This is a genomic window from Buchnera aphidicola (Tuberolachnus salignus), from assembly GCF_900016785.1.
Taxonomy (GTDB): Bacteria; Pseudomonadota; Gammaproteobacteria; order Enterobacterales; family Enterobacteriaceae; genus Buchnera_F; species Buchnera_F aphidicola_M.
The window spans coordinates 1-19,912 of record NZ_LN890285.1 but is presented as its reverse complement, the minus strand read 5'-3'; the positions used below and the strand labels follow the sequence as shown (position 1 = coordinate 19,912).

General features: G+C 23.0%; 15 protein-coding genes and 1 tRNA gene. 6 read left to right on the top strand and 10 right to left on the bottom strand.

Going from position 1 to position 19,912, the window contains the following annotated elements; all coding sequences use genetic code 11:
• Nucleotides 1-3: 3 nt before the first annotated feature.
• The 3 genes from metE to ftsY form a co-directional block, all read right to left on the bottom strand.
• A complete protein-coding gene (metE, locus tag BTSPAZIEG_RS00080) occupies nt 4-2,286 on the bottom strand; it encodes a 5-methyltetrahydropteroyltriglutamate--homocysteine S-methyltransferase (RefSeq protein ID WP_075472264.1) in 2,283 nt (760 codons plus the stop codon).
• Nucleotides 2,287-2,491: 205 nt separating this feature from the next.
• Nucleotides 2,492-3,358 (bottom strand): RNA polymerase sigma factor RpoH, encoded by an 867-nt coding sequence (gene rpoH / locus BTSPAZIEG_RS00075; RefSeq protein ID WP_075472262.1) that lies wholly within the window; start codon nt 3,356-3,358, stop codon nt 2,492-2,494.
• 236 nt (nt 3,359-3,594) lie between these two features.
• A complete protein-coding gene (gene ftsY / locus BTSPAZIEG_RS00070) occupies nt 3,595-4,575 on the bottom strand; it encodes a signal recognition particle-docking protein FtsY (protein WP_075472260.1) in 981 nt (326 codons plus the stop codon).
• A gap of 101 nt (nt 4,576-4,676) precedes the next feature.
• Here ftsY and rsmD point away from each other — a divergent pair, with 101 nt between their 5' ends.
• Together rsmD and dnaC are read left to right on the top strand one after the other, a co-directional pair.
• Nucleotides 4,677-5,255, top strand: coding sequence for a 16S rRNA (guanine(966)-N(2))-methyltransferase RsmD (rsmD, locus tag BTSPAZIEG_RS00065; RefSeq protein WP_075472258.1), 579 nt, complete (start codon nt 4,677-4,679; stop codon nt 5,253-5,255).
• 198 nt (nt 5,256-5,453) lie between these two features.
• On the top strand, nt 5,454-6,185 hold the full coding sequence (dnaC, locus tag BTSPAZIEG_RS00060; RefSeq protein WP_082252454.1) for a DNA replication protein DnaC: 732 nt from the start codon (nt 5,454-5,456) through the stop codon (nt 6,183-6,185).
• Nucleotides 6,186-6,407: 222 nt separating this feature from the next.
• Here the strand turns inward: dnaC and groL are convergent, their stop codons facing one another.
• Together groL and BTSPAZIEG_RS00050 are read right to left on the bottom strand one after the other, a co-directional pair.
• Entirely contained in the window at nt 6,408-8,060 is a 1,653-nt protein-coding gene (gene groL / locus BTSPAZIEG_RS00055) for a chaperonin GroEL (RefSeq protein ID WP_075472254.1), read from the bottom strand.
• Between the two features lie 80 nt (nt 8,061-8,140).
• Entirely contained in the window at nt 8,141-8,431 is a 291-nt protein-coding gene (locus BTSPAZIEG_RS00050) for a co-chaperone GroES (RefSeq protein ID WP_075472252.1), read from the bottom strand.
• 293 nt (nt 8,432-8,724) lie between these two features.
• Between BTSPAZIEG_RS00050 and BTSPAZIEG_RS00045 the strand changes: the two genes are divergently transcribed.
• Nucleotides 8,725-8,797: transfer RNA gene (locus BTSPAZIEG_RS00045), tRNA-Phe, on the top strand.
• 55 nt (nt 8,798-8,852) lie between these two features.
• Here the strand turns inward: BTSPAZIEG_RS00045 and mnmE are convergent.
• Genes mnmE through rpmH form a run of 4 tightly spaced genes read right to left on the bottom strand, consistent with a single transcriptional unit; the run spans nt 8,853 to nt 12,432 of the window.
• Nucleotides 8,853-10,220: a tRNA uridine-5-carboxymethylaminomethyl(34) synthesis GTPase MnmE gene (gene mnmE / locus BTSPAZIEG_RS00040; RefSeq protein ID WP_075472250.1), complete on the bottom strand. Its 1,368-nt coding sequence runs from the start codon at nt 10,218-10,220 to the stop codon at nt 8,853-8,855.
• Nucleotides 10,221-10,272: 52 nt separating this feature from the next.
• Nucleotides 10,273-11,880, bottom strand: coding sequence for a membrane protein insertase YidC (yidC, locus tag BTSPAZIEG_RS00035; protein ID WP_075472249.1), 1,608 nt, complete (start codon nt 11,878-11,880; stop codon nt 10,273-10,275).
• A 46-nt stretch (nt 11,881-11,926) separates the two neighbouring features.
• Nucleotides 11,927-12,271 (bottom strand): ribonuclease P protein component, encoded by a 345-nt coding sequence (gene rnpA, locus BTSPAZIEG_RS00030; protein ID WP_075472248.1) that lies wholly within the window; start codon nt 12,269-12,271, stop codon nt 11,927-11,929.
• Between the two features lie 26 nt (nt 12,272-12,297).
• Nucleotides 12,298-12,432 carry a 50S ribosomal protein L34 gene (gene rpmH / locus BTSPAZIEG_RS00025; RefSeq protein ID WP_075472247.1) on the bottom strand — a complete coding sequence of 45 codons (135 nt, stop codon included), beginning with the start codon at nt 12,430-12,432 and terminating at the stop codon, nt 12,298-12,300.
• A 208-nt stretch (nt 12,433-12,640) separates the two neighbouring features.
• Between rpmH and dnaA the strand changes: the two genes are divergently transcribed.
• The 3 genes from dnaA (at nt 12,641) to gyrB (ending at nt 17,604) form a co-directional block, all read left to right on the top strand.
• Entirely contained in the window at nt 12,641-13,990 is a 1,350-nt protein-coding gene (gene dnaA, locus BTSPAZIEG_RS00020) for a chromosomal replication initiator protein DnaA (protein ID WP_075472246.1), read from the top strand.
• A gap of 4 nt (nt 13,991-13,994) precedes the next feature.
• Nucleotides 13,995-15,101, top strand: a complete 1,107-nt coding sequence (dnaN, locus tag BTSPAZIEG_RS00015) for a DNA polymerase III subunit beta (protein ID WP_075472244.1) — start codon at nt 13,995-13,997, stop codon at nt 15,099-15,101.
• A 94-nt stretch (nt 15,102-15,195) separates the two neighbouring features.
• The gene (gene gyrB / locus BTSPAZIEG_RS00010; protein WP_075472242.1) at nt 15,196-17,604 is read left to right on the top strand and encodes a DNA topoisomerase (ATP-hydrolyzing) subunit B; all 2,409 of its coding nucleotides are present in this window, start codon (nt 15,196-15,198) and stop codon (nt 17,602-17,604) included.
• A gap of 253 nt (nt 17,605-17,857) precedes the next feature.
• Here gyrB and mnmG read toward each other — a convergent pair whose 3' ends face one another.
• The gene (gene mnmG, locus BTSPAZIEG_RS00005) at nt 17,858-19,726 is read right to left on the bottom strand and encodes a tRNA uridine-5-carboxymethylaminomethyl(34) synthesis enzyme MnmG (RefSeq protein ID WP_075472240.1); all 1,869 of its coding nucleotides are present in this window, start codon (nt 19,724-19,726) and stop codon (nt 17,858-17,860) included.
• Nucleotides 19,727-19,912: the final 186 nt, after the last annotated feature.

Sequence of the window (19,912 nt, the reverse complement as noted above, 5' to 3'; positions counted from 1 at the left end):
AAATTATTTTATTTTTTTTCGAAGCATTTTAACAGCTATAACCATATTTTTTAATGAAAGAAGAGTTTCTGTCCAAGTACGTGTTTTTAAACCACAATCTGGATTAACCCACAATTTTGTATGAGAAATATTCTTTAAGGACTGAGACAATAATTTATAAATATTTTGCATTTTAGGTATCTCTGGTGTATGTATATCATATACACCAGGTCCAATAGAATTTGGATATTTAAATTTTTTAAAAAATTTTAACAATTCTATATCAGAACGCGATGTTTCAATTGTTATTACGTCAGCATCTAACGCTACAATAGAAGGCATAATATCTTGAAATTCACAATAACACATATGTGTATGAATTTGTGTGCTATCTTTAATATTTAAAGTACATAAACGAAAAGCTTCTGTAGCCCATTCTAAATATTGTTTATGTTTACTTTTTCTTAATGGTAAACCCTCTCGTAAAGCTGGCTCATCAATTTGAATAATATTAATTCCAGAATTTTCTAATTCACGTACTTCATCCATAATAGCGCATGCAATTTGTTTAGCAATAATATCATATGGCAAATCTTCACGAGGAAAAGACCAACATAAAATAGTTACCGGACCTGTTAACATACCTTTAACTGGTTTTCTAGTTAAAGATTGAGCATATTTAGTCCAAAATATTGTTATCGGAGTAATACGACTAATATCGCCAATAATAATTGGAGGTTTTACACATCGAGAACCATAACTTTGAACCCAACCATATTCAGTAAATACAAATCCTTCTAAATATTCACTAAAATACTCAACCATATCATTTCTTTCTGGTTCACCATGTACTAGAACATCCAAATCTAATTTTTCTTGTTCTGAAATAGCATATTTTATATATTTTTTAATTTCAGTATAATACTCATTTTGCGTAATAATTTGATTTTTAAAATCTAGTCTTAATTTACGTATTTTTTCTGTTTGCGGAAAAGACCCAATTGTAGTTAATGGTAATAAAGGTAAATTAAATAATTTTTGTTGTATTTTCTGACGTATCGAATAAGAATTTAAACGTTTTGTAATTGATAAATTTTGAGTAATTTTTTTAATACGTAATTGAGTAGTTGAATTATGAACTAACGTAGATAATTTCCGTTTTTTCAATGGTTTTATCCACTCTATTAACTGAGTAGAAGAAATTTTGTTATTTACAGCTTGCGTTAATAAAGATATCTCAAAACATTTTTGTACAGCAAAAGAAAACCATTCTTTTATAGAAGATTTTAAATTATTTTCTAATGATAAATCTATTGGAACATGTAATAATGAACATGATGAACTAATCCAAATTTCTTTTTTGAATTTTAAAAATTTTTTTATATAATTAAACCAAAAAAACAAATCTGATCTCCAAATATTTCTTCCATTAATAACTCCTAATGATAAAATACATTTTGGTTTAATATATTTTTTTAAAATCATCAAATCAGGTTCTTCAGAAACAATATCTATATGTAAACCATCAATATTTAATTTTGAAATTAACTTAATATTATGTAAAACACTTCCAAAATACGTCGTTAATAAAATTTTTGAAAAAGATTCAAATTTTTTATAAGTATAATAAATTGCTTCTTTCCAAGATTCATCTAAATCAAATGCTAAAATTGGTTCATCAATTTGAATCCAAGTAATGTTTTTCTTCTGAATTTCTTTAAAAATCTTTTGATATATTTTAATAAGATCAGGTAATAATTTCAATTTATTAAATCTATGACCTTTTACTTTACCTAACCATAAATATGTAACCGGACTTAATAACACAACTTTAATTGGAAGATTGAACTCACGTGCTTCGTCAATTTCTTCTAAAATTTGTTTCCAAGAAAAACTAAAATTTTGATCTTTATAAAATTCAGGAACAATATAATGATAATTAGTATTAAACCATTTTGTCATTTCTGATGCATGACCATTTGTTTCATTTGTAGATTTTGTTCCACGTGCTACATTAAATAATATATCTAATGTTAATTTTTTATTAAAAGACATATGACGTTTAGGAATATTTCCTAACATCATACTTGTTGTTAATACATGATCATACCAAGAAAAATCACCAACTGTTAAAAAATTTAAATTATTTTCTTTTTGAATTTTCCAGTTATTTTTTCGTATATTACGTCCAACTTTTAATAACTTCTCTAAAGAACACTGTCCGGACCAATATTTTTCTTGAGCAAATTTTAATTCCCTTTTTAAACCTATTCTAGGAAATCCTAGAATATGATTTTTTATAGACATTAGATTCTATCCTATTTTAAAAAAAAATTGATGAAAAAATATAAAAAATATTGTTATATATTAAATATATATATTATTTTTTAAAAAAAAATCATGACTTATTAAAAATAATATATTATTAAAAGAATATTTTTTAAAAATATTTTTATTAATATGAATTTTAATTACAAATTTTTTTTATTAAAAAATAAAAAAATTAATCTCTTTAAATTTTAATAGCTATTTTCAATTTTTTCATAGCATTTTTTTCTAATTGTCTAACCCGTTCTGCTGATATTCCATAATCTTTTGCAATAGTTTGCAAAGTAATGCGTTTAGGATTTGAATCCAACCAACGCCTCTTGATAATTTGTTTACTTCGTTCATCTAAAATTAATAACGCATTATTTAATTTATTATTTGTATGTAATTCCCAATTATCTAATTCAACTGTATTTGCAAAATTAGAAGTATGATCTTTTAAATAGATCGAAGACAAAACATCTTGAAAATTATTTTCTGATGTTGTCTCTTGAGAAAAATGATTTAAAGTAATATCTTGAGCAGACATTCTAGATTCCATTTCTTTTACATCTTTACGTGTGACGCCTAAAGCTTGAGCTACAATTGTAATTTCCATTTCGTTAAACCATCCTAAACGTTTTTTATTTTTTCTTAAATTAAAAAATAATTTACGTTGAGCTTTTGTAGTAGCTACTTTTACAATTCGCCAATTTTTTAAAACATATTCATGAATTTCTGATTTGATCCAATGTACCGCAAAAGAAATTAAACGTACTTCAATATCAGGATTAAACCGTTTAATTGCTTTCATCAATCCAATATTTCCTTCTTGTATTAAATCAGCTTGAGATAATCCATAACCAGAATAATTTCGAGAAATATATATTACAAATCTTAAATGAGAAATTATTAAAGTTTTTGCATCATCTAAATTTCCATGTAAAAAAAGACGCTTTGAAATAAATTTTTCTTGTGCTTCTGTCAACATTGGGAATGAATTAGCCATCCTAATATAAGCTTCTAAACTACCGACATGAAAAAAACTCGTTAAATTACTTTTATTAGTCATGAACACAATTCAACCTCGATGTGTTATGAAATAAAAAATTTTATTTATCTCCATATTTTTACAGCAATAAAAAAATTTTATTTCATAAATCATTTTTAAAAATATCATATTACAATAAAATTTTCATAATTATAAAACAATATCATTGAAAGATTTAACTGTCAAAATGTTTTATAAAAACATTATTTGAATATAAAAATTTTTTATTATTATGTATAATATTTAAATAAAAAAAACTAAAATAAAGAATCAATAAATTTTTTACTATTAAATTCAACTAAATTATGAATTTTTTCACCAACACATATATAATATATTGGTATTTTTAGTTCATATATAATAGCTATTAAAATACCTCCTTTTGCAGTACCATCTAATTTCGTCATAATAATATTAGATAATGTAAGAGTTTTATTAAAAAAACGTGTTTGTTGTATCGAATTTTGACCAATACAAGCATCTAAAACTAAAATTGTTTCTTGAATAATATACTTTTTATATTTTTTCACAACGCGATCAATCTTTTTTAATTCATGCATTAAATTTATTTTATTATGCAACCGACCTGCTGTATCAATAAAAACCATATCAAATTTTTTTATTAATGCAAATTTTAAAGAATCAAAAATAACAGAAGAAGGATCAGTCCCTAAATTTTTTGAAAAAACCGGAAAATTATAAAATTTTCCCCAATCTTTTAACTGTTCTATAGCTGCAGCACGAAAAGTATCACCCGCCACTAATAAAACTTTTTTTCCTTTTTTTTGATAAAAATAAGCCAATTTTACTAATGTACTAGTTTTTCCAACACCATTTACACCAACAAATAAAAATACATGTATTTTTTTAAAATCATTAACATTCTGAATAAAATTTTGAGTTTCAAATTTTAAAAAAGTATATAATTTTTTTTTAAAAATGTTATATGCTTCTGCTACATCAGTAATATTTTTTTTTTGAATAGTAATTTTAAAATTTTGAATAAGATAATTTGTTGTGATAATTCCTACATCAGCTAATAATAAAATTTCTTTTAAATTATGATAAATAGAAGAATCTATTTTTTTTTTAAAAAAAATATTTTTAATTTTATGTAAAATTAAATTTTTAGTTTTTTTAAAAAAATTAGTAAAAGAAAAAAAAGATTTTTTTTTTGTAATAGTCTTTTTTAAATTTTCATTATTAAATTTTTCATCATTATTTATATTTTTTGTCATAATATTTTTTATATAATAATATATAAAAACCTCTTAATTTGATTTTCTTTTTTTTTATGGTATAAAAGATTATCCTATTAATTAAAAAAAATTCAAATATAATGAGTAAAAAATATAAATATAAAAAAAATATTAAAATTATTGGAGGAAAATATGGAGGTCAATTTTTAAATTCCGTTCACCATTTAAAAGTTCGTCCTACTAATAGTCAAATAAAAGAAACTTTATTTAATTGGTTACAAAAATTTATTTACAATTCTACCTGTCTTGATTGTTTTTCTGGAAGTGGAAACTTAAGTATAGAAAGCGCATCACGATTTGCAGCATCTGTTACTTCTCTTGAAAAAAATAAAAAATTATTTACTAATATTCAAAATACACTTCATAAATTACAAATTCAAAACGTTCATTTAAAATGTGTAAATACTTTAAAATGGCTTAAAAAATTAGGAACACCATATGACATTATATATTTAGATCCTCCGTTTCAAAAAACCAAACTATTACATAATTCTATTATTTTATTAAATAAAAACAATTGGATAAAAAAAAATTCTTTAATTTATATTGAAAAAAATAAAAATTTTAAAAATTTAAAAATCCCTAATAATTGGAAATGTATAAAAAATAAAAATACTGGACAAGTTTCATACTCTCTTTATAAAATTAAAAATATTTAAAAATTTTTTATTATTATACAGATTTAAAAATATTAAAAAATTTTTTCATAAATAAGATTTTAAAAAAAAATTAATATTATTTTAAAAAATAATTGCTTTAATAAAAAAATTATACAACATAAAATCTTTTTATAATTAAATTTGATTTTTTTTAAAAAAAATACATAACAAATGTTTAAAAAAAAAGATAATACACCTATGAAAAATTTTTTAAAAAAATTAAAAAAAATTATTCCTACTCATATTGAACCAAAATTTTATACTGATCAAGAATTATTACTTTGGAATCAAAAACAAGGTATTTTATCTTCAGAACGTATTATACAAAAAAATAAAGCTATGAAAATACAAAAAATTTTTGGTCGTTCTGGAATTCGTGAATTATATTTAAATTGTTCTTTTGAAAATTATAAAATTCATCATTCAGGACATCAAAAAGTTTTATATGAAGCAAAAAAATATGCAAAAGAATTTAATAATAATATTGCAAGTTTTATTTTTTCAGGACGCCCGGGAACTGGAAAAAATCATTTAGCTTCGGCAATTGGAAACTATTTAATTTTACACGGAAAAAGTGTGTTAATTGTTACGGTAGCGGATTTAATGTCTAATATGAAAAGTACTTTTAATGGATCTAGTGTTATGACAGAAGAAAATTTATTACATAATTTAAGTACAGTAGATTTATTAATGATTGATGAAATTGGTATTCAAACCGAATCACGTTATGAAAAAATAATTATTAATCAAATTGTAGATCGACGATCTTCTTCTAAACGTTCTACAGGTATGTTATCTAATTTAGATCATCTTGGAATGAAAGCTTTATTGGGCGAACGTGTTATTGATCGCATGAGATTAGGAAATAGTTTATGGTTAACTTTTGAATGGGAAAGTTATAGAAAATATATTACAGGAAATGAATATTAAAAATATTTTTTAAAAAATCATAAAAATATTTTTTTTTAAAAAAATTTTTATATTATATTTTTTTATTTTTTTAAGAAAATTATATTATTTATTTTTTATTAAATAAAAAAAATATTTTTCATAATAAAAGACCTTGTTCTCAAAAAAATTTGAAAACAAGGTAATTCTTCAAAAATATAAATAAAAAAAATTTAAAAAAAATTGAAAAAACTTAAAAAAATTTTACATCATACTACCCATTCCACCACCCATTCCACCACCAGGAGGAGTGTTTAAATCAGGTGTCGATTTTTCATCTTTTGCTAAATCAGTTACCATACATTCTGTTGTAATCATTAAACCAGCAACAGAAGCGGCATATTGTAAAGCAGAACGAGTAACTTTAGTAGGATCTAAAATTCCAAAAGAAATCATATCTCCATATTCATCAGTAGCTGCATTATATCCATAATTTCCATGTCCATCTTTAACATTATTTGTAACAACAGATGGTTCTTCACCAGAATTTGCTACTATTTGACGTAAAGGCGCTTCCATTGCTCGCAATGCAACTCGAATACCAACATTTTGATCTTCATTCTCTCCATTAATTCGAGAAATTTTTTCAGCAACACGTACTAAAGCAACTCCACCACCAGGAACTACTCCTTCTTCTACTGCTGCTCGAGTCGCATGTAATGCATCTTCAACACGAGCTTTTTTTTCTTTCATTTCAACTTCAGTTGCAGCACCAACTTTTAATACAGCTACTCCGCCTGATAATTTAGCTAAACGTTCATTTAATTTTTCTTTATCATAATCAGAAGAAGCATCTTGTATTTGCTGTCTAATTTGAGAAATACGATTTTTGATAGATTCTTTATCTCCAGAACCACCAATAATTGTAGTAGTTTCCTTACAAATTACTACACGTTTAGCTTGACCTAAATCTTCTAAAGAAGATTTTTCTAAATCCATTGCTAATTCTTCCGAAATTACTAATCCTCCAGTTAGAATTGCAATATCTTGTAACATTTCTTTACGACGATCCCCAAATCCAGGTGCTTTTACAGCTGATACTTTAACAATACCACGCATAGAATTCACTACTAATGTTGCTAAAGCTTCACCTTCTAAATCTTCAGAAATAATAACTAAAGGTTTTCCAGATTTTGCAACTGATTCTAATAATGGTAATAATTCACGTATATTAGAAATTTTTTTATCAGCCATTAAAATATATGGATTTTCCAATTCTATTAAACCCGTTTCAGGTTTGTTAATAAAATAAGGTGATAAATATCCACGATCAAATTGCATTCCTTTTACAACTTCTAATTCATTCTGTAAACCCGTTCCTTCTTCAACAGTAATCACTCCATCTTTACCAACTTTTTCCATAGCTTCAGCAATTAAAATACCGACTTTTTTATCTGCATTCGCTGAAATAGTTCCTACTTGCGTAATAGCTTTTGAATCTGAACATGGAACTGATAATTTTTTTAATTCATCAACAGCACTTACAACAGCTTTATCAATTCCTCGTTTTAAATCCATCGGATTCATACCAGCAGCAACCGCTTTTAAACCTTCATTAACAATAGACTGAGCTAATAATGTTGCTGTAGTCGTTCCATCTCCAGCTGCATCATTTGCTTTAGACGCAACTTCTTTTACCATTTGCGCACCCATGTTTTCAAATTTATCTTCTAATTCAATTTCACGAGCAACAGAAACTCCATCTTTAGTAATACTAGGAGGCCCAAAAGATTTATCTAATACTACATTTCTTCCTTTAGGCCCTAATGTTACTTTTACAGCATCTGCTAAAACATTAACACCGCGAAGCATTTTAATACGTGCTTCATTCCCAAATTTAACATCTTTTGCAGCCATATAAAATTTTTCCTTTTCGATTTTTATTATATAAAATAAAAAATACTCGTATATAAAAAAATTTAAGCTCTTAAATAAATTTAATCTATTATTGCTAATATATCACTTTCTGTTAAAATTAAAACTTCTTCATGATCTATTTTTTCTACTTTCGCTCCATAACCTTCATTAAAAATAACAGTATCACCTACTTTAACATCCATTTTTTTTAATGTTCCATTATCTAAAATACGACCTTTTCCTACTGACAGAACAGTACCGCGTGTAGATTTTTCTGCAGCTGAACCAGTTAAAACAATCCCTCCTGCAGATTTTAATTCTACATCATTTCGTTTTATAATAACCCGATCATGTAATGGACGAATTTTCATATTTTAAATACCTTTCTTATGTTAGAAATTATTATTCATTAATTTCTTTAAAAAAAAATTCATAATACTTTTTTATAAATATAAATATATAGTTATTTTTTAAAAATTTCAAGAGGCACGATAATTTTTATTTATACTATTAAAATATTTTATACTAATTGAAAAATATTTATATAAAAAATTAAAAAATAAATTTTTAATCTTTTTTATTAAAAAAAAATTTATAATGATATCTTTATAAAAAAAATGTAATACTTGACAAACAATATTTTATCAGAGATAATATTTTTTATGCCCGGATAGCTCAGTTGGTAGAGCAGGGGACTGAAAATCCCCGTGTCGGTGGTTCAATTCCGCCTTCGGGCATAAATTTTAATATATTAAAAATTTATAAAATTTTTAATATTTTTATATTAAATATTTATTTACCGATACAAAATTTTGAAAAAATTTTTTCTAATAAATCATTATGTGAAAATTTCCCAGTCACTTGAAAAAGATATTTTTTTGCTAATCTTAAATTGTCTAATAAACATTCAAAAGAATATAAATTATTCCATTCATGTTTACCTTCTTCTATAAATTTTAAAGATAATTTTAATAATTCTAAATGTCTTTGACGAGCTAAAAAAGTACTCTCAAGATTATTATCTTTTTTAGAAAGATTATTTAAAAATTTAAAAATTTTTTTAACACCTATATCTGTTTTTAAAGAAATAAAAAAATATAAATATTTTGATGGATAATCTTTTAACAAAATTTTAAAATTTAACAAATCTATTTTATTAAAAATAATAATTAATTTTTGAAAATTTTGTAATTTTTGGGCGATCTTTTGAATATAATATAAATGTTTTTCTTTTTTTATAGTACTATCTAAAATTAAAAATATATAATCACATATTTTTATTTCTTTTACTGCTAATTGAATACCAATTTTTTCAATTTTTCCTGGATTATGACGCAATCCTGCAGTATCAATTAATTGTATATTAAAAAAATTTATACAAATGTTTTCTTTTAATATATCACGAGTAGTTCCTTCTATTTCTGTAACAATAGAAACTTTTTTATGTAATAATCGATTAAATAAACTAGATTTTCCGGCATTAGAAGGGCCAATTAAAATAATTTTTATACCTTCACGTAATAAACATCCTTGTTTTGAAATCTTAGTTACTTGATGTAATAAATAAATCAGTTGTGTTAAATTATTATCTATTTTTTTAAAAAAATTTTTTTCTTCTGGAACTTCATCTGAAAAATTAATTGTAGCTTCTAAAATAATAGTTATATCATTTATTTTTTTAACAATTTTACGAATATATTTAGAAAAATCACCCGTTAAAGATTGTAAAGAAGATTTTACTTTTGATTCTGTATCAGCATTAATTAAATCACAAATAGATTCTGCTTGTATTAAATCAATTTTTTTATTAAAAAATGCTCTTTTAGAAAATTCCCCTGGTTCTGCAATACGCACATTTTTTATTAATAAAATATTTTTAATTAAAAGATTTAAAACTATTAAATTTCCATGTCCATGAAATTCCAAAATATCTTCTCCAGTATAAGAACGAGGAGATAAAAATAATAACACGATACCTTGATCAATAATATTATTTTTATTATCAAAAAAAGGTAAAAAATGTGCATATCGTTCTACCAATTTCGTTTTTAAAATTTTTTTTGCAACTAATAAAACATCAGGACCTGATACTCTTACAATACCAATGCTTGATTTTCCTACTGAAGTAGCAATTGCAACAATAGTATTTTTTCTATTCATTATTAACCTAATATAATATTAAAAAATAAACTCTTTATATATTTATAAAAAATTATGTATTTTTTTTTAATAAAAAATATATCATTTTTTGTTGTATAATAGTAACAACATTACTAACTAAATAATATAAAACTAATCCTGATGGGAAACAAGAAAAAAAAATAGTAAATATTAAAGGAACAAAATATATCATTTTTTGAGACAAATCATCTGTCTCCATTTTCGGAATATTAAAATTCATTACAATCATACTGATACCCATTAAAATAGGTAAAATATAATATGGATCTTGTGCTGATAAGTCTTGAATCCAAAATAAAAAAGAAGCATGTCTTAATTCAATAGCTTCTATTAACACGTGATATAAAGCTAAAAAAATAGGCATTTGTATTAATATAGGTATAAAACTACTAAAAGGATTAATTTCTTCTTTTTGATATAATTTTAAAATTTCTTGATTCATTTTTAAAGAATCATTAAAAAAATTTTTTTTAATTTGCGAAATTTTTGGTTGTATTTTTTTCATTTTATTAACAGAAGAATATTGCCATTTTATTAATGGAAACATTATACTTCGCAAACATACTGTAATTAAAATTATCGTTATACCCCAACTATTTATAAAACTATAAAAAAATAATAATATTTTTAAAAAAAATTGAGATAAAAACCAAAACCATCCATAATCAATAATTAAATTCAAATGTTTTGCTACATTACTTAAATATTTATATATTGAAGGTCCAATCCAAATTTTAGAAGAAAATTTTTGAATAGAATGCGGTAAAACAATTTTATTTTTAGAAATTGTTCCAAGAACTGAAGTATTATTTTTTAAAAAATATGAATAAATAAAATTTTTTTTACTATGCTTAAGTATAGATGCTACAGAAAAATATTGTTGCAACATAGAAATCCAACCTGATTTTGTACTAAAAAAAAATTTTCTATTTTTTTTAATTTCATCAAAACTATATTTTGTATAATTTTTTTTATCGCATGAATAAGCAGCTCCTTTATAAGTTTTTAAAGAAAAAAAATCTTTCCAGGTATTTTTAAAAAATTTAGGAAAAATAGATGTTTGTTGAATTTCAGAAAATAAAGTAACATTTAATTTTTTATTTAAAGGATTATAAATTGTATATTCTATATCAAAATCATAACAACCCTTTTTTAAAATAAAAGTTTTAACATATATAATTCCAGATTTTAATTTCCAAAATAATGGAACTTTTAATATATTTTCATTTTTTTTTAAACGAAACAATCCTGATGTAGTTTGATACATTGGCCTCTTTTTTAATTTTAAAAAATCTATACCTTCTTTTCCGGATAGTCCGCTAACAATTTTATAAAAAAAATTTTTTGTACATTTTAATAAAGTAAAAGGTTTAATTTCTTTTAAATTTTTTTTATATTTTAATAAATCAGCTCCTTCAATATCACCACCAAACAAATTAACATTTAAAGATAATACATCTGTACTTAGATTAATCATTTTTTTTGTAGAATTTGAATAATTTTTAAAAAATTTTTTTTGACTAACATGTGTATGCATTGTAGAATTTTGAGATAAAATATTTTCTCTTTTCCATACTTTAAAAAGAAAGAAAGACAAAATTAAAAATACAAAAATAATAAAATTCCGTTTAAAATCCATAATTAATTTTCTCATAAAAAAAATAAAAAATTTTTAAAAAAATTTTTTATGTAATACGATAAAACCACAATTTTTTAATAATATTTACAAGAGTATAATTATTTAAAGAACTAATATCTTTTTTAACCACTACAATAAAATCCATAAATAACAAATAATATTGCAACAGTCGAAAACATTCTTTAATAACCCGTTTAATTCTATTCCGATTCCAAGCATATTTTACTTTTTTTTTAGAAATTGATAACCCTAATCTTGGAAAAGTTAAATTATTTAATCGACCAAAAACTACAAATTCTGAAGTAATTTTTTTTTGATTATTTTGATAAACATTTTGAAATTGTTGTGTTGTTTTTAAACGCAACTTCTTATGAAAAGAAAAATTTTTCATATTAATGATATCTTTTTATGTTAAAATCATGCACTTAAAATACGACGTAATTTTGAACGTCGACGGGATAAAATACATTTACCATTTTTTGTAGACATACGCGCACGAAAACCATGTGAACGCTTCCGTTTAATTCGTGAAGGTTGAAAAGTACGTTTCATTAAAAAATCCTTAAAATTTAATATTAAAAAAAATACATTTTTAAATACAAATCATAAATACTTAATTATTATAAATATAAATTTATTATAATTCAAAACATCTTATATTATAATACTAAAAAATTTAAAACACTAAAAACATTTTAAAATTTTTTAAAACTACTAATAGAATTATTTTAAAAAAAATTTTTAAACATTAGGAATCTCTATGTCTCTTTTAATTTGGGAACAATGTCTTCAACATTTAAAAAAACAATTAACGCCTGCAGAATTTAGTATTTGGATACGACCTTTAAAAGCAAAAATACATAATAATTTTTTACATTTGTATGCACCAAATAATTTTGTTCTAAATTGGATTAAAAAAAAATATATTAAAAATTTAAAACAATTATTAAATAAATTTTGCCTCATGAAACCACCTTGCATTATTTTACAAATTATACCATATGAAAAAGAAATAAAAATCTGTTCAAATTCATCAAATATTTTTGAAAAAAAAAATTACAATTTTACAAAAAAAAATATATTTAATAATAAAACTAACATCAATAAAAAATATACATTTAAAAATTTTATTGAAGGTAAAACTAATCAAATAGCTAAATATTCTGCTTATCAAATTGCCGATAAATTACACCATTCATATAATCCTTTATTTATCTACGGAAATACCGGATTAGGAAAAACACATTTATTACATGCAATAGGAAATTTTATTTTATCTAAAAAAATTTTAAAAAAAGTTATCTACATACATTCAGAAAAATTTGTACAAAATATGGTGAAATCATTAAAAAACAATTCTATTGAAGAATTTAAAAATTATTATCGATCCGTGAATATTTTATTAATTGATGATATTCAATTTTTTTCTAAAAAAGAACGTTCACAAGAAGAATTGTTTCATACATTTAACACATTATTTGATGGTAACCATAACATTGTTTTAACTTCAGATTGTTATCCTCAAAAATTAACAGGAGTTGCGCAACGACTTAAATCTCGTTTTGGATGGGGAGTAACAGTAGCAATTGATCCACCAGATTTTAAAACTAGAATTGCAATTCTATTACAAAAAGCCTATATTAAAAATATTTCTTTACCATACGACGTAGCGAAATTTATTGCAAAAAAACTTTTTTTAAATGTCAGAGAATTAGAAGGAGCTTTAAATAATCTTAAAATACATTCTATTTTTATACAAAAGCCAATCACTATTAAATTAGCAAAAAACATACTAAAAGACCATTTACAAATACAAAAAAAAAAAATCACTATAAAAAAAATACATGAAAAAGTAGCAGAATATTATAATATTACTATTATGGATTTATTATCAAAAAAAAGATCACGCTCTATAACATACCCCCGTCAAATCGCTATTTCTTTAACAAAAAAATTAACAGATTATAGTTTACCTGAAATTGGAAATTTTTTTGGCGGACGAGATCATACAACAATATTACATGCTTGTCGAAAAATAAAAAATTTAAAAAAAAAAAATCATGAAATTTTAAAAGATTTCAAAAATTTACTTTACAAATTATCTCTATAATCTTATGCAATTTACTATAAAAAAAGAAATTTTTTTCAACGCATTCAAAAAAATTAGTAATATTTTAACTAAAAATCCTATTTACCCAATACTTGAAAACGTACTATTAGAAATTAATGAAAAAGGTCTACAATTATTTTGTTCTAATCTAGATTTAGAAATTTCTATTTTAATTCCAAAAAAAGAATTACAAATACAAAAAATTGGAAAAATTACTATTGCAGGAAAAAAATTACTTAATATTTGCCGAAATATACCATCACAAACTATTTTAAAATTTCAAATTATTGATAATGTTGCATATATAAAAATCCTAAAATCCAACTTTCGTATGGTTACTTTACCAGCAAAAAATTTTCCAAAATTTAATCATTCTCAAAAAAAAATTATATTTTTTTTATTCCAAGAACAATTAAAGAATATTATTTCTATGACGCAAGTTGCTATCGCAAATCAAGACGTCCGTAATTATTTAAATGGAATGTTAATTGAAATAAAAAATAATACATTATATAGCGTAGCAACAGATGGGCATCGAATGGCTCTATATAAAACTCATTTAGATAAAAAAATTCCTAATTTTCGAATTATATTACATAAAAAATGTATTATTGAATTAATGCATTTATTACACGATACACAAACTATAGTACAATTAACTATTAGTCATTATGAAATTACATTTAAAACTAATAAAATTAAACTTACCTCAAAATTATTAGAAGGAGATTTTCCTAATTATACTAATATTCTACTCACACCACCATATACTGAAATTTCTATTTCTTCATCAATACTTAAAGAATCTTTATTGCGAGCTTCTATTCTGAGTAATACACTTTTTAAAGGTGTTACTTTAAATTTTTTTCAAAAAAAATTAATAATTACAACAAATAATCAAAACGATGAACAATCTGAAGATATCCTAAAAATATCTAAAATATCTGAAAAATTTGAATTTTCATTAAATGTATTTTATTTATTAGACGCAATAAATGCTCTACAAACAAAAAACATTAATTTTTTATTTAAAAATCCAATTACTAGTATTCAAATACACTCAAAAGAAAAATTAGAAATTTGTTTTATTATTATGCCATTACATTTATAAAAATTAAACAGTATAAAAAAAATTATAATATTACAAAAAAAATATGACACTATTTAAAAATTTTAATTTTTAAAAAACTAAAAAAGAAAAAAAAATGCAAAAAAAATATGATTCGTCAAATATAAAAATTTTAAAAGGTTTAGATGCAGTAAAAAAAAGACCAGGAATGTATATAGGAGATACAGAAGATGGCACTGGTTTACACCATATGGTCTTTGAAGTAGTAGACAATTCCATTGATGAAGCATTAGCAGGATATTGTACATCTATTAATATTATTATGCATTTAGACCATTCTATATCAGTCCAAGACAATGGCCGAGGTATACCTATTGATATACATCCAGAAGTAGGAGTTTCTGCAGCAGAAGTAATTATGACAGTTTTACACGCTGGAGGAAAATTTGATGAAAATTCATATAAAATTTCAGGAGGATTACATGGAGTAGGTATTTCTGTAGTAAATGCACTTTCTGAAAAACTAGAATTATCTATTTATCGCAATCAAAAAAAATATTATCAAAAATATTATCATGGTAATGCTTCTAAACCTTTAAAAAATATTGGAACTAGTACTTTAAATGGAACAAAAATCAAATTTTGGCCTAACAAAAAAATATTTACAAAAAATATACATTTTCAAGAAGATATCTTAAATAAAAGATTACAAGAATTATCCTTTCTGAATCCTAAAATTTCTATTACACTCAAAAATTTACATAATCAAAAAACTATAATACACAAAAATACTGGAGGAATTAAAGCATTTGTTAAATTTTTAAATCAAAAAAAAATACCAATACATAATCAAATTTTTCATTTTAAAAAAAAAAAAATGAATATCTTTGTAAATATCGCAATGCAATGGAATACTGGATTACGCGAATCAATACATTGTTTTACTAATAACATACCCCAAAAAGACGGAGGAAGTCATTTATCAGGATTTCGAGCGGCATTAACAAGAACTTTTAATACATATATTGAAAAAGAAGGTTTAAATAAAAAAAATAAAATAAATATTATTGGAGATGATACACGAGAAGGACTAGCAGCAATTCTATCAATTAAATTATTTAATCCTAAATTTTCTTCACAAACAAAAGAAAAACTAATTTCTTCAGAAGTAAAATCAGTTGTAGAAACTTTGTTAAATGAAAATTTAATGGAATATTTGCTAGAAAATCCTCATGACACAAAAAATATTACACATAAAATTTTAGAATCAGCACGGTCAAGAGAAGCAGCAAAAAAAGCTCGAGAAATAACACGAAAAAAAAATATATTAGATATTACAAATTTACCAGGAAAATTAGCTGATTGTCAAGAAAGAGATCCTTTACATTCAGAATTATATTTGGTAGAAGGAGATTCAGCTGGAGGATCAGCAAAACAAGGAAGAAATCGAAAAAATCAAGCAATTTTACCTTTAAAAGGAAAAATACTAAATATTGAAAAAGCAACTTTTGATAAAATTATTACATCACAAGAATTATTAACATTAATTACAGCTTTAGGATGCGGATTTGGAAAAGAAGAATATAATCCTAAAAAACTTCGATATAATAATATCATTATTATGACAGACGCAGATGTAGACGGTTCTCACATACGTACATTATTATTAACATTTTTTTTTCGAAAAATGCCAGAAATTATAGAAAAAGGACACGTTTATATTGCACAACCTCCATTATATCGAATCAAATTAGGTAAAAAAGAAAAATATTTAAATGATGAAAAAGAATTATATAATTATCAATTAAATTATGCATTAAAAAAAACCCAACTTATTTATTACAAAAATCTAAAAAAAAAATATTTTTCAGAATCTTTATCTGAAATTATTAAAAAATACAAAAAATTAGAGCATTTATTTTTAAAATCTTCTTACAATCTTCCAATAAACATTTTGAAAACAATGCTATATATAAAACCTTTAATTTCTTTAGAAAATTTTGAAAAAATTAATGTATGGATTCAAAATTTAATAACAAAATTAAATAAAAATACTATAAATCATCATGAAAAATATAAAAAAATAATAATACACACTACAAAAACAGAGATATTACAAATAAAATTTAAAACTTATGAAAAAAACTATTTTTATCAAATTACTCCAAAATTCATTAATTCAAAACTTTTTAAAAAAATTAATCAATTTGCACAAAAAATTATTTTTTTAAAAAAAAGAAAAATTTTAATACAATATAAACAAAAAAATTTTTTTTTGAAAAATATAGACAACATTATTAAAAATTTAATTAAAGAAACAAAAAAAAATATTACGATTCAAAGATACAAAGGTTTAGGAGAAATGAATCCCACACAATTATGGGAAACAACTATGAATCCTAAAACAAGAAAAATGTTACAAGTAACAATTCAAGATAAAGAATCTGCTAACAAATTATTTAGTACATTAATGGGAGACATAGTAGAACCTCGAAAAATTTTTATAGAAAAAAATGCTTTAAATGCAGATAATATAGATATATAAAATACTAAATTTAATATTTTAAAAAAAAATCGGCAGGAAAAACCCTGTCGAATCTTAAAAGAATAAACATTCAAATTTTTCTCAATATAAAAATTTTTTTATTTTTTAAAAATTTTTAATTATTTGAACATTAATTTTTTAAAATATTTATTATAATTAAAAATATATATTATAAAAAAATTTTAGAAATTATATCATATATAATTTGAAAAAAAAGAAAAATTTTTATAATTAAAAATTTGTAAAAAATAATTTATTTATTTAAAAAAATCAATAAAATAGAAATTGCTGCAGGGGTGATACCAGAAATTCTTGAAGCTTGACCTAAAGAATATGGCTGATAAAAATTTAATTTAGAAGATACTTCATTCGATAAACCATGAATTGTAGTATAATCTAAATTTTTAGGTAAAATAGTATTTTCATAATAAAAAAATTTTTTAACTTCAGCCATTTGACGCTGAATATATCCAACATATTTTACTTGAGTTTCTAATTCTAAAATAGCATCAAAATCCTGAGCACTAATATTATTTAAAAAATATTCTAAACTAATTAACATAGAATAAAAAATTTGAGGACGACGTAATAATTCAATTGCTAAAAAATTACGAGTTAATTTTTTTGGTAAAAAAAAATTTAAAATTTTTGCTTGAGAAGAATTATAAAATATTGTCGTATGAGTTAAATATTTTAATTCTTTTTCAATATTTTTTTTTTTTTCCAATAATCTTAAACGCCGTTTTTCGCTTACTACTCCTAATTGATAACCAATTTCAGTCAAACGTAAATCAGCATTACTTTCTCGTAATAATAAACGATATTCTGCACGTGATGTAAACATACGATAAGGTTCTAAAGTTCCTTTATGACATAAATCATCAACTAAAACACCTAAATAACCTTGATTACGTAAAGGATACCATAAATTTTTATTTTGTGCATATAAAGCGGCATTTAAACCTGCTAATAATCCTTGTGCTGCTGCTTCTTCATAACCAGTTGTTCCATTAATTTGACCTGCTAAAAAAAAGCCAGAAACAAATTTTGATTCTAATGTTAAATTTAAATCTCTTGCATCTAAATAATCATATTCTACTGCATAACCAGGTTGTATAATATTAGCTTTTTCTAAACCGGGAAGAGAACGAACTAAAGAAATTTGAACATCTAATGGCAAACTAGTTGAAATACCATTAGGATAAAAAAGATCACTATGTAAACCTTCTGGTTCTAAAAAAATTTGATGACGCATTTTATCTGGAAATCGAATAATTTTATCTTCAATTGAAGGACAATATCTAGGGCCAGAACTTTTAATTAACCCAGAATATAATGGACTATATTTTAAATTTTTAAAAATTAAATCATGAGTTTTATGCGTTGTATATGTAATATAACAAGGAATTTGAAGAGGATGATCGGAAATTTTTCCCAAAAAAGAAAAAACAGGAACAGGATTATCACTAAGTTGTTTTTCTAAAAAAGTAGTATTAATACTTTTTTTTTCTAATCGCGGAGGAGTCCCTGTTTTTAATCGACGTATACGAAAATTTAAATCACGCAAATTTTGTGATAAAAATTTAGATGATGAATCTTTTAAACGTCCTCCTTCTATAGTCGATAAACCAATATAAATTTTTCCACGTAAAAAAGTACCAGCAGTTAAAACAACTGACATACTATAATATTTTGAGTTCTTAATAGTTAAAACTCCAACAATTTTTTTATTTTCAATAATTAATTGTTTTACTTCATCTTCAATAATAGTTAGTTTTTTTTGAGATAATAAAAGTTTTTGAATTTTTTGAAAATATAATACACGATCCACTTGTGCGCGAGTAGAACGAACAGCAGGTCCTTTTCTAGAATTTAAAATTTTAAATTGTATACCTGCATGATCAGTAGCAATAGCCATTAAACCTCCTAACGCATCAATTTCTTTTACTAATTGCCCTTTTCCGATACCTCCAATTGAAGGATTACATGATAAAATTCCAATAGTATTTTTTTTTTGAGTAATTAATAACGTCTCACATTTCATTCTTTCTGCAGCAGAAGCTGCTTCAATACCTGCATGTCCTCCTCCAATAATGATAACATCATATTTTTTTTTATACATTCTAATTACCTTATTTAACTTTAGTTATATATATATATATTTTAATATTTTTAACCTTTATATCATATTATTTGTTTTTTGAAAACAAATATGATTTATTAATTAACTATTTTTTATTTTTTTAAAAGAAAAGATAATTAAATAAATAAATTTATTATTATTAAATTATTAATTTTCTGTGGATAA

Coding starts and splice junctions, on each gene's coding strand:
- metE (WP_075472264.1), bottom strand. CDS start 2,286: ATGTCTATAAAAAATCATATTCTAGGATTTCCTAGAATAGGTTTAAAA.
- rpoH (WP_075472262.1), bottom strand. CDS start 3,358: ATGACTAATAAAAGTAATTTAACGAGTTTTTTTCATGTCGGTAGTTTA.
- ftsY (WP_075472260.1), bottom strand. CDS start 4,575: ATGACAAAAAATATAAATAATGATGAAAAATTTAATAATGAAAATTTA.
- rsmD (WP_075472258.1), top strand. CDS start 4,677: ATGAGTAAAAAATATAAATATAAAAAAAATATTAAAATTATTGGAGGA.
- dnaC (WP_082252454.1), top strand. CDS start 5,454: ATGAAAAATTTTTTAAAAAAATTAAAAAAAATTATTCCTACTCATATT.
- groL (WP_075472254.1), bottom strand. CDS start 8,060: ATGGCTGCAAAAGATGTTAAATTTGGGAATGAAGCACGTATTAAAATG.
- BTSPAZIEG_RS00050 (WP_075472252.1), bottom strand. CDS start 8,431: ATGAAAATTCGTCCATTACATGATCGGGTTATTATAAAACGAAATGAT.
- mnmE (WP_075472250.1), bottom strand. CDS start 10,220: ATGAATAGAAAAAATACTATTGTTGCAATTGCTACTTCAGTAGGAAAA.
- yidC (WP_075472249.1), bottom strand. CDS start 11,880: ATGGATTTTAAACGGAATTTTATTATTTTTGTATTTTTAATTTTGTCT.
- rnpA (WP_075472248.1), bottom strand. CDS start 12,271: ATGAAAAATTTTTCTTTTCATAAGAAGTTGCGTTTAAAAACAACACAA.
- rpmH (WP_075472247.1), bottom strand. CDS start 12,432: ATGAAACGTACTTTTCAACCTTCACGAATTAAACGGAAGCGTTCACAT.
- dnaA (WP_075472246.1), top strand. CDS start 12,641: ATGTCTCTTTTAATTTGGGAACAATGTCTTCAACATTTAAAAAAACAA.
- dnaN (WP_075472244.1), top strand. CDS start 13,995: ATGCAATTTACTATAAAAAAAGAAATTTTTTTCAACGCATTCAAAAAA.
- gyrB (WP_075472242.1), top strand. CDS start 15,196: ATGCAAAAAAAATATGATTCGTCAAATATAAAAATTTTAAAAGGTTTA.
- mnmG (WP_075472240.1), bottom strand. CDS start 19,726: ATGTATAAAAAAAAATATGATGTTATCATTATTGGAGGAGGACATGCA.